The organism is Cytobacillus sp. IB215665 (genome assembly GCF_033963835.1).
Taxonomy (GTDB): Bacteria; Bacillota; Bacilli; order Bacillales; family SM2101; genus Nanhaiella.
On sequence record NZ_JAXBME010000005.1, the window covers coordinates 1 to 13,864 of the forward strand.

Genomic DNA, 13,864 nt, shown 5'->3' on the forward strand with positions numbered 1-13,864 from the left:
CTGAGGTGGAAGCGTGGTGACACGTGGAGCTGACAGATACTAATAGATCGAGGACTTAACCAAGTTAGAACAGAACAAGCTTTATTCAATGAATGTCTATTATCTAGTTTTGAAGGAATATCAACTTATTCCTATATATTATGTCTGGTGGCGATGGCGAAGAGGTCACACCCGTTCCCATACCGAACACGGAAGTTAAGCTCTTCAGCGCCGATGGTAGTTGGGGGTTTCCCCCTGTGAGAGTAGGACGTTGCCAGGCAATTAAAAAACACAGAGTACTTATACTCTGTGTTTTTTTATGTCTATGCAAACAGCCAAAAGACTTAAATAGTCATTTAGCTGTTTTTGTATAGTATAGTTTTTATCAATGCTTTTCTTTCTTACGCCTCCAAGACCTTTTCTTATTATTCTAAAGGGTGTAATCAGCTCGTTTCTTCTTCTTGTCCAGCTCCACCTCCTTGCCTCTCGAGGTCGTTTCACTATTTCACCCGAAGGCAAAAAGCGCCTTCAAGTGAAGTAGCTCCAACGCTTGTCGAGGCAAAGCAGTCGACTAAGCTTTTCTTCTTGTCCAGCTCCAGCGCCTATCCCCTCGAGTCGTTTCACTACTTCACAAGAAGGGAAAAAGCGCCTTCATGTGAAATAGTTCCAACGCTTGTCGAGGCAAAGCAGTCGGCTCCGCTTTTCTTTCTTGTCCAGCTCGCCTCCTTGCCTCTCGAGGTCGTTTCACTACTTCACAAGAAGGCAAAAAGCGCCTTCAAGTGAAGTAGCTCCAACGCTTGTCGAGGCAAAGCAGTCGGCTAAGCTTTTCTTCTTGTCCAGCTCAAGCACCTATCCCCTCGAGTCGTTTCACTATTTCACCCGAAGGCAAAAAGCGCCTTCATGTGAAATAGTTCCAACGCTTGTCGGGGATGTACAAGGTGCTTGCGCTTTTAATTTAATCTTCTATTTTATGGACTTTTATTTTTTTCTTTACATCTTTTGAGATTAGTTTGTGTAAATGAATAATTAGAAGTCCGTTATGATAGCTTGCGTCAATTCGATCATCTATCACTGGAAACGGTAATTCAATATTTTTTTCTACAGTTCCTTCTTGGATACCTTGCTCTTGTAGATCAAAGCCTTTAAATGCTAAGTTTATGTTGCCTTTTACTTCTAATGTTTGATTATTTTTATTTACATAGAGATCAACATCGCTTTCTTTATCAAGCCCAGGCATACTGACCACGACTAATAGCTCATTATGAGATTGGTAAATATTTACTGGTGCTTGAGATTGAAAGCCATTAAAAATTGAATCAAACCCACTTAAAAAGTCCTTTCCGAAAAAATGCCCCCATTGATCTTTGAGGTTATTAAGGTTTTTAAATTGATCAAAATCTATCATGTAAGACTGGCCTCCTTTACTGCTGTAATATTATATGTTATGGTTCGTTAAACGTGCCTAATATATAGGAACTAGCATAGAAAGGAAATGTTTGATGAATAGTAATAAACCGAAGAAAAAAAAGTTTGTTGTTGATGAAAATGAGACAATAAGTGATTGTCTAAACCGCATGAAAAAGGAAGGATATTCACCAACTAGACGAACGGAAGAACCGGTCTTTAAGGAAGTCGAAAAAGGCGGTAATGTATCAGTTGTCCCTAGTGGGAGTACAATTGTCTTCGAAGGAAAGTTAATTTAGAAAACACGAACAATATAAAATAAATAAACTTAAAACGTTCGATGTTTCTGTTGACAATCTTTATCGTCCATTGTTAAGATGTCACTAGAGAAAATTATTTGCCTCATATAATAATGGGAATAAGGCCCAAAAGTTTCTACCCAATAACCGTAAATTATTGGACTATGAGGAAGAGTATTAAGCTGTAAACTAACAGCTTGGCCTGTAAAGTGGACACAAGGTGTCTTTGCCCAGGTAGAGTGCTTTTCCTTATTAGGGAGCGTTCTATGCTGGGCTTTTATTATAGGAACAAAGTGAATAATAAGGAGAGGAAAACAATGAAGCCGCTCGTTGGAGTAATCATGGGAAGTACTTCTGATTGGGAAACGATGAAACATGCTTGTGACATACTTGAAGAATTATCAATTCCATTCGAAAAGAAAGTTGTGTCAGCACACCGAACTCCAGATCTAATGTTTGACTATGCAGAATCAGCTAGAATGCGAGGCATTAAGGTTATTATTGCAGGTGCTGGAGGTGCTGCTCACTTACCTGGAATGGTTGCTTCAAAAACAACACTACCAGTTATTGGAGTGCCAGTACAATCTAAAGCTCTTAACGGCATGGATTCGTTGCTTTCAATCGTTCAAATGCCTGGGGGAGTACCAGTAGCAACTGTCGCAATTGGCAAGGCAGGTGCAACAAATGCTGGGCTGTTAGCAGGTGAAATATTAAGTACACATCTTCCTGAGGTCGCAGCCTCATTAGAACATAGACGCGAGACTATTCGAAATAATGTATTAGAAAGTAGTGATATGCTTGATTAACGATTGCATATTACCAGGAGAGACGATCGGAATCATTGGTGGTGGACAACTCGGTAGGATGATGGCGATTGCTGCTAAGCAAATGGGGTATAATATTGCTGTATTAGATCCTACGCCGAATTCACCATGTGGTCAAGTCGCTGACATCGAAATCGTTGGTAATTTTGATGATATTGATGCTATTAAGAAGCTAGCACATCATAGTGATGTAGTGACGTATGAATTTGAAAATATAGATTATGATGCTTTAATATGGCTTGAACAGAATGCCCGTTTACCACAAGGTAGTCGTTTATTGGCGACAACTCAAGACCGTTCGACAGAAAAAGCTACCATTGTGGAAGCGGGAGTTGGGGTTGCTCCATATATATTAGTAGATTCTGAAAAGAAATTAATAGATGCATTAAATCAATTAGAATATCCTTGTGTGCTGAAAACATGTCGAGGTGGATATGATGGCAAAGGGCAAGCCGTTATTCGTAAGGATGAAGATATTAGCAAAGCATTACCACTCTTAGACCATGGCCCCTGTGTTTTAGAGGCTTGGATTTCTTTTGAGAAAGAAATATCGGTCATCGTTTCAAGAAGCATGGCGGGGGAAGTAAAGGCATTCCCGGTAGCTGAGAATATTCATGTAGACAATATCTTACATCAATCAGTTGTACCTGCTAGAACTACTGATAAAATAGTTAATGAAGCGCATCAAATAGCAATAAATCTAGCAGAAACATTGCAAATGGTCGGAACATTGGCAGTTGAAATGTTTGTTACAAAAGAAGGCAAAATATTTATAAATGAACTAGCGCCAAGGCCCCATAACTCAGGGCATTATACGATGGAAGCATGTAAAACCTCACAATTTGAGCAGCATATTAGGGCAATATGCAATTTGCCATTAGGAGAAACGGACCTTTTAACACCAGTTGTGATGATGAATATTCTAGGTGAGCATGTAGAAGCTGTGATGAACAATATTACAAAATTCACTACGTGTAAGCTCCATCTATATGGAAAAAAAGAGGCGAAAGTAAAAAGAAAAATGGGTCATATTAACATTTTGGCGGATAATAATGAAGAAGCAATCAAGCAAGCGAATAAGCTAAATATTTGGCCGGAGGAGAATGATAAATGATTGAACGTTATACTCGCCCTGAAATGGGAGCAATTTGGACAGAAGAAAATCGCTTTAAAGCATGGTTAGAGGTCGAAATTTTAGCTTGTGAAGCATGGGCAGAGCTAGGAGATATTCCAAAAGAGGATGTAAAGCTCATTCGACAAAATGCTTCGTTTGATATTAATCGTATTCATGAAATAGAGGAACAAACTAGACATGATGTTGTAGCCTTCACTCGTGCTGTTTCAGAAACATTAGGTGAAGAGCGTAAATGGGTGCATTATGGCTTAACATCTACTGATGTTGTCGACACAGCACTTTCTTATTTATTGAAACAAGCAAATGACCTTCTTCTAAAAGATATTGAAAACTTTGTTGCCATTTTAAAACAAAAAGCTCAGGAGCATAAATATACGGTCATGATGGGACGTACTCACGGTGTACATGCCGAGCCAACAACATTTGGTTTAAAGCTTGCATTATGGTATGAGGAAATGAAACGTAATCTTGACCGTTTTAAAAGGGCTGCAGATGGTGTTAGAGTAGGAAAAATATCAGGAGCAGTAGGAACGTATGCTAATATCGATCCATTTGTAGAAAAGTATGTATGTGAAAAATTAGGCTTAGAGGCAGCTCCTATTTCTACGCAAACATTGCAACGTGATCGCCATGCGGAGTATATGGCAGCTCTTGCTTTAATTGCTACATCAATCGAAAAATTTGCTGTGGAAATTCGTGGTCTTCAAAAAAGTGAAACACGCGAAGTGGAAGAATTCTTTGCCAAAGGTCAAAAGGGATCGTCAGCAATGCCGCATAAACGTAATCCTATTGGGTCAGAAAATATGACTGGTATGGCAAGGGTCATTCGAGGCTATATGATGACAGCATATGAGAATGTCCCATTATGGCATGAGAGAGATATATCTCATTCTTCAGCAGAAAGAATTATTTTACCAGATGCGACAATAGCTCTAAATTATATGCTTAACCGTTTCGGTAACATTGTTAAAAACCTTACTGTTTTTCCAGAGAATATGAAGAAAAATATGGATCGTACACTAGGTTTAATCTATTCCCAACGAGTTTTATTAGCACTTATTGATACAGGGATGACCCGAGAAGAAGCATATGATATTGTTCAACCAAAAGCGATGGAAGCTTGGGAAACACAAGTACCTTTCCGTCAGCTGATTGAGTCAACTGATATGATTACTTCGCGCTTAACTAATGAGCAAATTAATGAATGCTTCGATTATAACTACCATATAAAAAATGTAGATGCAATCTTTAATCGTTTAAATCTTTAAGGCTTAATAAAGGAGGGCGAAAGCAATGGAAAAATTAGCAATGCTATATGAGGGAAAAGCAAAAAAAATATATCGTACAAATGATCCAAACGTTGTGTGGGTAGAGTACAAAGATAGTGCAACCGCTTATAACGGTGAAAAAAAAGCACAGATATTTGGTAAAGGGCGACTTAATAATGAAATTACAAGCTTGCTATTTGAAAAGTTGCATCGCTCAAATATTGAAAATCATTTTATTAAAAAGGTGTCAGAAACTGAGCAGCTTGTAAAGAAAGTTACAATTATTCCTCTTGAAGTTGTTGTGCGTAATTTAGTTGCTGGGAGCCTTGCTAAACGCCTAGGGATTGAAGAAGGTACACCTATAAAACAACCTGTTGTTGAATTTTATTACAAAGATGATGATTTAGGTGACCCACTTATTACTGAAGACCATATTGCAATATTGCAAGTGGCAACAAATGAGCAAGTCTTACACTTGAAAAAAGTAGCATTAGAAATTAATAGAATATTAGCAGAACATTTTCATGGATGTGGTGTTCGTTTAGTAGATTTTAAACTTGAATTTGGAATCACTGAAGAAGGTGCGATCATTTTAGCAGATGAAGTTTCTCCAGATACGTGCCGTTTATGGGATATGGAAACGAATGAGAGATTTGATAAAGATGTTTTTCGTAGAGATTTAGGTCAGCTTACAGATGCTTATGAAGAAATACTAAAACGCTTAGGGGGCTCACAACATGTTTAAAGTGAAAGTGTTTGTTACGTTACGAGAGAGTGTATTGGATCCACAAGGGAGTGCGGTGAAAAACTCACTTCATAGCTTGTCATATAAAGAAGTTGAAGATGTCCGTATCGGTAAATATATGGAGTTACAAATCGACAAAACTGATCGAGATATTGATGAGATCGTTCAAGAAATGTGTGAGAAATTATTAGCAAATACTGTTATAGAAGATTACCGTTATGAAGTTGAGGAGGTCATCTCACAGTGAAATTTGCCGTAATTGTATTTCCAGGATCTAACTGTGATGTAGATATGTATCATGCGATCAAAGATAGTCTAGGCGCAGAGGTAGAATATGTATGGCATGATGCTGTTGATATAGCTCATTTTGATGGAATCCTACTTCCAGGTGGATTCTCTTATGGAGATTATCTACGTAGTGGAGCAATTGCTCGCTTCTCAAAGGTCATGACAGAAATCAAAAAAGCAGCAGATATGGGGAAACCTATTTTAGGAGTTTGTAATGGCTTTCAAATTTTATTAGAGGCAAATCTACTACCTGGAGCAATGAGACATAATAACAGTTTAAAATTTATTTGCCGACCTGTGGAACTTACTGTTGAAAATAACGAAACGATGTTTACATCTAGCTATGAGCAAGGTGAAGTAATTACCATTCCTATAGCTCACGGAGAAGGAAACTATTATTGTGATGAAGAAACATTGAACAGACTGAAAGAAAACAAGCAAATTGTATTTAAATATAGCTCTGAAAATCCTAATGGTAGTTTAGAAGATATAGCTGGCATTGTGAATGAGAAGGGGAATGTACTTGGTATGATGCCACACCCTGAGCGAGCTGTTGAAGATTTATTAGGTAGTGCTGATGGCTTAAAGCTGTTTCAATCGATAGTGAAAAATTGGAGGGAAACTCATGTCGTTACTTCTTGAACCAAGTCCACAACAGATAAAAGATGAAAAAATATACAGAGAAATGGGATTAAGTGATGAAGAGTTTGCTACAATAGAAGGCATTTTAAACCGTCTTCCTAACTATACTGAAACGGGTTTATTTTCAGTTATGTGGTCAGAGCATTGTAGTTATAAAAACTCTAAGCCAGTACTTAGCAAATTTCCGACAAGCGGTGAAAAAGTGCTACAAGGTCCTGGTGAAGGGGCAGGTATTGTTGATATCGGTGACAATCAAGCTGTCGTTTTTAAAATCGAAAGTCATAATCACCCATCCGCTATTGAGCCGTACCAAGGAGCTGCAACAGGTGTAGGTGGAATTATACGGGATGTTTTTTCAATGGGAGCTCGTCCAATAGCTTTATTAAACTCTCTACGTTTTGGTGAATTGGTTACTCCACGTATGAAATATTTATTTGAAGAAGTAGTTGCAGGAATCGCTGGTTACGGAAACTGTGTCGGCATACCGACAGTAGGTGGAGAAATCCAATTTGAACCATCTTATGACGGAAACCCGCTTGTTAACGCGATGTGTGTCGGTTTAATTGATCATGGGGATATTCAAAAAGGGCAAGCAAAAGGGATCGGAAATACAGTCATGTATGTTGGTGCCAAAACAGGGCGCGATGGGATCCACGGAGCGACATTTGCGTCAGAGGAGTTATCAGAACAATCGGAAGAAAAACGTCCTGCCGTGCAAGTTGGTGACCCTTTTATGGAGAAGCTATTGCTTGAAGCATGCCTCGAACTTGTAAAATGTGATGCATTAGTAGGTATTCAGGATATGGGAGCTGCAGGTTTAACAAGCTCTTCAGCAGAGATGGCAAGTAAAGCTGGTTCAGGAATTGAAATGAATTTAGATTTAGTTCCTCAACGCGAAACAGGTATGACTGGTTATGAGATGATGCTTTCAGAGTCACAGGAACGGATGTTAATTGTTGTTGAAAAAGGTAGAGAGCAAGAGATACAGCAAATTGTAGTAAAATATGGCCTTGATGCTGTAGCAGTTGGAAAAGTAACTGATGATAAAATGCTCCGTCTTTATCACAAAGGTGATGTTATCGCAGATGTGCCAGTTGATGCTTTGGCAGAAGATGCGCCAGTTTATCATAAGCCTTCTACAGAACCTTCGTATTATCAACAATTTCAGGAGATGGCTGTAGAAATTCCTAAAGTAAATGACTATAAAGAAACGTTATTGCAATTACTATCACAGCCGACAATTGCAAGTAAAGAATGGGTATATGACCAATATGATTATATGGTACGTACGAATACAGCCGTATCCCCAGGGTCAGATGCAGCGGTCGTACGAGTTCGTGGAACTAACAAAGCGTTAGCAATGACAACAGATTGTAATTCTCGTTACCTATATCTAGATCCAGAGGTTGGCGGCAAAATTGCGGTGAGTGAAGCTGCAAGAAACATCGTCTGTTCTGGTGCGGAGCCACTTGCAATTACAGACTGCTTAAACTTCGGGAATCCAGAGAAACCTGAAATTTTCTGGCAGGTTGAAAAAGCAGTAGACGGTATGAGTGTTGCTTGTGAAACTTTGAAGACACCAGTCATTGGTGGAAATGTATCTTTATACAATGAGACAAACGGAACGGCAATTTATCCGACTCCAGTTGTAGGAATGGTGGGCTTAATCAAAGATTTAGATCATATTACGACACAGCACTTTAAAGCTGAAGGTGATTTAATTTATGTAATTGGTGAATCCAAGGAAGAATTTGGAGGAAGTGAATTACAAAAGTTAACCGAAGGTCGTATTTTTGGTAAGGCACCTGAATTGAATTTAGACGTTGAACAAACTCGTCAAAAACAGCTGCTAACTGCTATTCAAAGTGGTGTTATACAATCTGCACATGACATTGCTGAAGGCGGATTTGCTGTAGCTATTGCAGAATGCTTATTTGGTACTGAAGGTTTAGGGTGTAACGTTAAGATAAGTGGAGATGCAGTCACTTCATTATTTAGTGAAACACAATCTCGATTTATTGTGACAGTGAAAAAAGAAAATCAACAAGCGTTTGAACAGCTTGTTCAAGCCACTTTAATTGGTGAAGTAAGCGCAGAACCAATGTTAATAATCGACAACGAGCAGGGTGAAGATTTGATCCATATTTCGGTAGAAGAAGCTGAAAATGCTTGGAAAGGAGCTATTCCATGCTTGCTGAAATAAAAGGCTTGAATGAAGAGTGTGGGTTATTCGGTATTTGGGGTCATAAGGATGCGTCACAAATTACGTATTACGGCTTACACAGTCTTCAACACCGAGGACAAGAAGGAGCTGGGATCGTAGTAAGTGATGGGAAAAAATTAAAAGGTGTCAGAGGTGAAGGCCTTGTAGCAGAAGTTTTCAGTGGCGGGAAATTAACTGAAATTCAAGGCTCTGCTGCAATAGGTCACGTTCGTTATGCCACAGCAGGTGGGAGTGGGATTGAAAATGTTCAGCCCCTATTATTCCATTCGCAAAAAGGGAGCTTGGCTATGGCTCATAACGGTAACCTTGTTAATGCAATGGCTCTTAAACATCAATTGGAGAGTCAAGGTAGTATTTTTCAAACAACTTCAGATACTGAAGTATTAGCTCACCTTATTAAGAGAAGCGGCTTCTCTACCTTTAAGGAACGAGTGAAAAATGCCTTATCCATGTTAAAGGGTGCGTATGCCTTTTTAATTATGGATGAAACTCAAATGATGGTTGCACTTGATCCGAATGGTTTACGACCATTATCAATTGGGAAATTAGGAGATGCTTACGTTGTAGCTTCAGAAACATGTGCATTCGATGTAGTTGGGGCTACCTATGAACGTGATGTAGAGCCAGGGGAGCTACTCATTATTGATGAAACAGGCATTCATTCCGAAAGGTTTACAGTGACGATGAATCGAGCAATTTGTAGTATGGAATATATTTATTTTTCAAGACCTGATAGTAATATTGATGGAATTAATATTCATACTGCAAGAAAAAGCCTTGGGAAAAAATTAGCATATGAAGCACCTATTGATGCAGATGTTGTTACAGGGGTTCCGGATTCAAGTATTTCGGCAGCAATAGGCTACGCTGAAGCGTCTGGTATACCTTATGAGTTAGGTTTAATTAAAAATCGTTATGTTGGAAGGACGTTTATTCAGCCATCACAAGCTTTACGCGAACAAGGCGTAAAAATGAAGCTCTCTCCGGTACGGGGTGTTGTAGAGGGGAAAAGAGTTGTAATGGTTGATGATTCCATTGTTCGTGGCACAACGAGCCGCCGTATCGTGACAATGTTAAGGGATGCAGGTGCAAAAGAGGTTCACGTTAGAATCAGTTCACCTCCAATTAAAAACCCTTGCTTTTATGGTATTGATACATCGACACATGAGGAATTAATTGCATCCTCACATTCAGTTGAGGAAATACGGAAGATTATAGGGGCAGATTCAATTTCATTTTTAAGTGAAGAAGGACTTGTGTCAGCGATTGGAAGACCGTATGAAGGCGAATATAGAGGCCAATGTATGGCGTGTTTTACTGGAAAATACCCAACAGAAATTTATCCAGATACAGTTCTTCCTCACGAAAAAGTACTAACTTAACAATACCCAACATTTGATTTAGGAGGATAAACATATGGCGAATGCTTACAAACAAGCTGGAGTCGATATTGAAGCTGGCTATGAAGCGGTATCAAGAATGAAGAAGCATATATTAAAAACAGGCAGACCTGAGGTGCTAGGTGCAATTGGTGGCTTTGGTGGCATGTTTGATTTATCAAAAATGAATGTAAAAGAGCCAGTGCTTATTTCGGGAACAGACGGTGTAGGAACAAAGCTTATGCTCGCATTTATGATGGATAAGCACGACACGATTGGTATTGATGCTGTGGCAATGTGTGTAAATGATATCGTTGTACAAGGTGCAGAACCGATGTTTTTCCTAGATTACATCGCTTGCGGTAAATCCTCTCCTGAGAAGATAGAAGCGATTGTGAAGGGTATTGCAGATGGCTGCGAGCAAGCTGGTTGTGCTTTAATCGGTGGCGAAACTGCAGAAATGCCTGGCATGTATGACGAAGAAGAGTATGACCTGGCGGGTTTTACTGTCGGAGTTGCAGAGAAAAGTAAGCTTGTTACAGGTGAAGCTATTAAAGAGGGGGATGTCCTAATAGGTCTATCCTCAAACGGCATTCATAGTAATGGTTATTCACTTGTAAGAAAAATATTATTAGAAGAAGCTCAGCTTGATTTAACGAATACTTATGGTGAATGTACTTCAGCACTTGGAGAAGAATTATTACGTCCTACTAAAATATATGTCAAACCAATTTTATCCTTGTTAAAACAAAGTCAAGTAAATGGCATGGCACATATTACTGGCGGGGGGTTTGACGAAAATATTCCCCGCATGCTACCAAGCGGGTTAGGTGCAGAGGTAGATTTCGGATCATGGCCAATACCTCCTATATTTGATCTTATTCAAGCAAAAGGAAAGTTAGATAAAAGAGAAATGTTTTCGATTTTTAACATGGGGATTGGTATGGTGTTGACGATGAGTGAAGAAAATATGCACGAAGCCATTCAATTGTTAGAAGCAGCTGGCGAAAAAGCATTTCTAATCGGTAGGGTAAAAGCAGGTGAAGGTGTAACGTACGGTGGAGGAGCACTAAAATGAAAAATATAGCTGTATTTGCCTCAGGGAGTGGCACAAATTTTCAAGCGATTGTCGACGCCGTTTATAACGGACATCTTGAGGCTAATGTAAAACTACTTGTGTGTGACAAACCACATGCGAAAGTTATACGACGCGCACAGCAAGCTAATGTTAATGTTTTTTCTTTTTCACCAAAAGATTATGATAATAAAGAATCATTTGAGCAAGAAATCGTTGCAATGCTTAAAGAAAATGATGTGGATTTCATTGTGCTGGCAGGTTATATGCGCTTAGTTGGTAGCACGTTGCTTTCTGCGTACGGTGGGAACATTGTTAACATTCACCCTTCTTTATTACCAGCTTTCCCAGGCAAAGATGCTATTGGTCAAGCATTCAGAGCTGGGGCAGCCAAGACGGGAGTAACGGTTCATTACGTTGATGAAGGAATGGATACAGGCCCTGTTATTGCTCAAGAAGAATTTCACATACATGCAGGCGAGACGATTGAAAGTATTGAGCAACGAATTCATCAAATTGAGCATCAATTTTATCCAAGCACTTTACAAAAAATTTTTGCAGAAACGAATAACATGAGTAAATAGGAGGAAGAAACAGTGAGAAGAGCGCTAGTAAGTGTATCAGATAAGGAAGGAATAGTACCATTTGTACAAGGCTTAATTGATTGTGGTATCGAAGTAATTTCAACAGGTGGTACGAAAAAGGTTCTTGAGGACAATGGAATCCAAGTCATTGGTATTTCTGAAATTACTGGCTTTCCAGAAATACTAGATGGACGTGTGAAAACTCTTCATCCGAATATTCATGGTGGTTTATTAGCAGTAAGGGATAACGATGCTCATGTAAAACAAATAACTGAACATAATATCACACCTATTGATATAGTTGTTGTGAATTTATACCCTTTCCAACAAACAATTGAAAATCCAGATGTAACCTTAAAAGACGCAATCGAAAATATTGATATCGGTGGGCCGTCAATGCTTCGTTCAGCAGCAAAAAACTATCAAGATGTAACTGTTGTAGTAGACCCAGCAGATTATGAAAAAGTACTAGCAGAAATTAGAGAGAATAACTCCGTAACATTTGAAACAAAGCAAAACCTTGCTGCAAAAGTTTTTAGACATACAGCTAGATATGATGCACTTATAGCAGAATATTTGACAGAAGTGACAGGTGAAGAAAGTCCAGAGTCATATACGGTAACGTTTGAAAAGAAACAAGACTTACGATATGGAGAAAATCCTCACCAAAAGGCTACATTTTATAAGAAACCTTTAGGAACAAATTATTCTATCGCAAACGCTGATAAATTACATGGTAAAGAGTTATCTTATAACAATATTAATGATGCAGATGCAGCATTAGAAATCGTTAAAGAATTTAATGAGCCAGCTGCAGTTGCTGTTAAGCATATGAACCCTTGCGGCGTAGGTGTAGGCTCAAACGTACTAGAAGCATATAAAAAAGCATATGAAGCAGATGCTACATCTATCTTCGGTGGAATCGTTGTTGTGAATCGCGAAGTAGATAAGGAAACTGCACAGCTTATGCATGAAATATTTCTAGAAATCGTCATCGCTCCATCATTTAGCGAGGAAGCATTAGATATATTGACGCAGAAGAAAAATATTCGTTTATTAAAAGTTGATTTTACTAGCCAACAGCATGATGGCAAACGTCTTACTTCTGTGCAAGGGGGCTTACTTGTACAGGATGAGGATGCGAAATCGTTGGAAGATGCATCTATAACAATTCCTACAAAACGTGAACCAACTGATCAAGAATGGGCAGATCTTAAGCTAGCCTGGAAAGTTGTGAAGCATGTCAAATCAAATGCAATTGTCATTGCAAAAGATGATATGACGATTGGTGTCGGCGCGGGACAAATGAATCGGGTTGGTGCTGCTAAGATTGCAATCGAACAAGCAGGGGATAAAATTGAAGGATCAGCACTAGGATCAGATGCATTCTTTCCAATGAGTGATACTGTTGAAGCAGCTGCTAAAGCGGGAGTAACTGCAATCATACAACCAGGCGGTTCAATTCGTGATGAAGATTCAATTAAAAAAGCAGATGAATATGGAATTACAATGGTATTCACAGGCATCCGCCACTTCAAGCATTAAGGAAGAAAAGCGAAGTCGACTGCACTGCCTCGACAAGCGTTGGAACTACTTCACTTAAAGGCGCTTTTTGCCTTCGGGTGAAATAGTGAAACGACCTCGAGAGGCAAGGAGGCGGAGCTGGACAGAAATAAAAGCGAAAACGCCATGACCATCCCCGAAAAGCACTGGAGGCATTTTTTGTGAAGGCGCTCTTTGCCTTTATGAAAATAGTGAAACGACTCGAGGGGATAGGCGCTGTAGCTGGACAAAAAGAAAAGTGGAGTCGACTGATCAACCTCGACAAGCGTTGGAACCTTTTCAACTGAAGACGTTTTTTTGTCTTCTGATGAAATGGTGAAACGACTCGAGAGGTTAGGAGACGGAACTGGACAAGAAGAAAAGCAAAAGCCCTTTTAATCCCTGAGAGGATATTGGGAGATAAGACAGAAGAGCTGTAATATAAATAATGATAATTAGTAGCTGAGGTGAAACAC

At 39.2% G+C, this 13,864-nt stretch carries 13 protein-coding genes, 1 rRNA gene and 1 riboswitch; of the genes, 13 read left to right on the plus strand and 1 reads right to left on the minus strand.

Annotation, left to right across the window (positions count from 1 at the left end; genetic code table 11):
* The first annotated feature begins 143 nt into the window (after nucleotides 1-143).
* A 5S ribosomal RNA gene (rrf, locus tag SLH52_RS08275) occupies nucleotides 144-259 on the plus strand.
* A 675-nt stretch (nucleotides 260-934) separates the two neighbouring features.
* Here rrf and SLH52_RS08280 read toward each other — a convergent pair.
* Nucleotides 935-1,384, minus strand: a complete 450-nt coding sequence (locus tag SLH52_RS08280) for an Hsp20/alpha crystallin family protein (RefSeq protein ID WP_320208802.1) — start codon at nucleotides 1,382-1,384, stop codon at nucleotides 935-937.
* 94 nt (nucleotides 1,385-1,478) lie between these two features.
* On the opposite strand from SLH52_RS08280, the gene SLH52_RS08285 reads away from it, so the two are divergent.
* The 12 genes from SLH52_RS08285 (at nucleotide 1,479) to purH (ending at nucleotide 13,391) form a co-directional block, all read left to right on the plus strand.
* Nucleotides 1,479-1,682: an NETI motif-containing protein gene (locus SLH52_RS08285; RefSeq protein ID WP_320208803.1), complete on the plus strand. Its 204-nt coding sequence runs from the start codon at nucleotides 1,479-1,481 to the stop codon at nucleotides 1,680-1,682.
* An 83-nt stretch (nucleotides 1,683-1,765) separates the two neighbouring features.
* Nucleotides 1,766-1,867, plus strand: a riboswitch (purine riboswitch).
* A 132-nt stretch (nucleotides 1,868-1,999) separates the two neighbouring features.
* Nucleotides 2,000-2,488, plus strand: coding sequence for a 5-(carboxyamino)imidazole ribonucleotide mutase (gene purE, locus SLH52_RS08290; protein ID WP_320208804.1), 489 nt, complete (start codon nucleotides 2,000-2,002; stop codon nucleotides 2,486-2,488).
* Nucleotides 2,484-3,620, plus strand: coding sequence for a 5-(carboxyamino)imidazole ribonucleotide synthase (gene purK / locus SLH52_RS08295; protein WP_320209089.1), 1,137 nt, complete (start codon nucleotides 2,484-2,486; stop codon nucleotides 3,618-3,620). The genes purE and purK overlap by 5 nt, the downstream gene beginning before the upstream one ends.
* Nucleotides 3,617-4,909, plus strand: a complete 1,293-nt coding sequence (gene purB / locus SLH52_RS08300) for an adenylosuccinate lyase (RefSeq protein WP_320208805.1) — start codon at nucleotides 3,617-3,619, stop codon at nucleotides 4,907-4,909. The genes purK and purB overlap by 4 nt, the downstream gene beginning before the upstream one ends.
* Nucleotides 4,910-4,934: 25 nt before the next feature.
* Entirely contained in the window at nucleotides 4,935-5,654 is a 720-nt protein-coding gene (gene purC / locus SLH52_RS08305; protein WP_320208806.1) for a phosphoribosylaminoimidazolesuccinocarboxamide synthase, read from the plus strand.
* Nucleotides 5,647-5,901 (plus strand): phosphoribosylformylglycinamidine synthase subunit PurS, encoded by a 255-nt coding sequence (gene purS, locus SLH52_RS08310; protein WP_214484590.1) that lies wholly within the window; start codon nucleotides 5,647-5,649, stop codon nucleotides 5,899-5,901. The genes purC and purS overlap by 8 nt, the downstream gene beginning before the upstream one ends.
* A complete protein-coding gene (gene purQ / locus SLH52_RS08315) occupies nucleotides 5,898-6,584 on the plus strand; it encodes a phosphoribosylformylglycinamidine synthase subunit PurQ (RefSeq protein WP_320208807.1) in 687 nt (228 codons plus the stop codon). The genes purS and purQ overlap by 4 nt, the downstream gene beginning before the upstream one ends.
* Nucleotides 6,568-8,787 (plus strand): phosphoribosylformylglycinamidine synthase subunit PurL, encoded by a 2,220-nt coding sequence (purL, locus tag SLH52_RS08320; protein WP_320208808.1) that lies wholly within the window; start codon nucleotides 6,568-6,570, stop codon nucleotides 8,785-8,787. The genes purQ and purL overlap by 17 nt, the downstream gene beginning before the upstream one ends.
* The gene (purF, locus tag SLH52_RS08325; RefSeq protein WP_320208809.1) at nucleotides 8,772-10,190 is read left to right on the plus strand and encodes an amidophosphoribosyltransferase; all 1,419 of its coding nucleotides are present in this window, start codon (nucleotides 8,772-8,774) and stop codon (nucleotides 10,188-10,190) included. Before purL ends, purF begins: the two co-directional genes overlap by 16 nt.
* 34 nt (nucleotides 10,191-10,224) lie before the next feature.
* Entirely contained in the window at nucleotides 10,225-11,265 is a 1,041-nt protein-coding gene (gene purM / locus SLH52_RS08330; RefSeq protein ID WP_320208810.1) for a phosphoribosylformylglycinamidine cyclo-ligase, read from the plus strand.
* Nucleotides 11,262-11,846 carry a phosphoribosylglycinamide formyltransferase gene (gene purN, locus SLH52_RS08335; protein ID WP_320208811.1) on the plus strand — a complete coding sequence of 195 codons (585 nt, stop codon included), beginning with the start codon at nucleotides 11,262-11,264 and terminating at the stop codon, nucleotides 11,844-11,846. Before purM ends, purN begins: the two co-directional genes overlap by 4 nt.
* Nucleotides 11,847-11,858: 12 nt before the next feature.
* Complete coding sequence (gene purH, locus SLH52_RS08340; protein WP_320208812.1) at nucleotides 11,859-13,391, plus strand: bifunctional phosphoribosylaminoimidazolecarboxamide formyltransferase/IMP cyclohydrolase; 1,533 nt, start codon at nucleotides 11,859-11,861, stop codon at nucleotides 13,389-13,391.
* The last annotated feature ends 473 nt before the right edge of the window (nucleotides 13,392-13,864 follow it).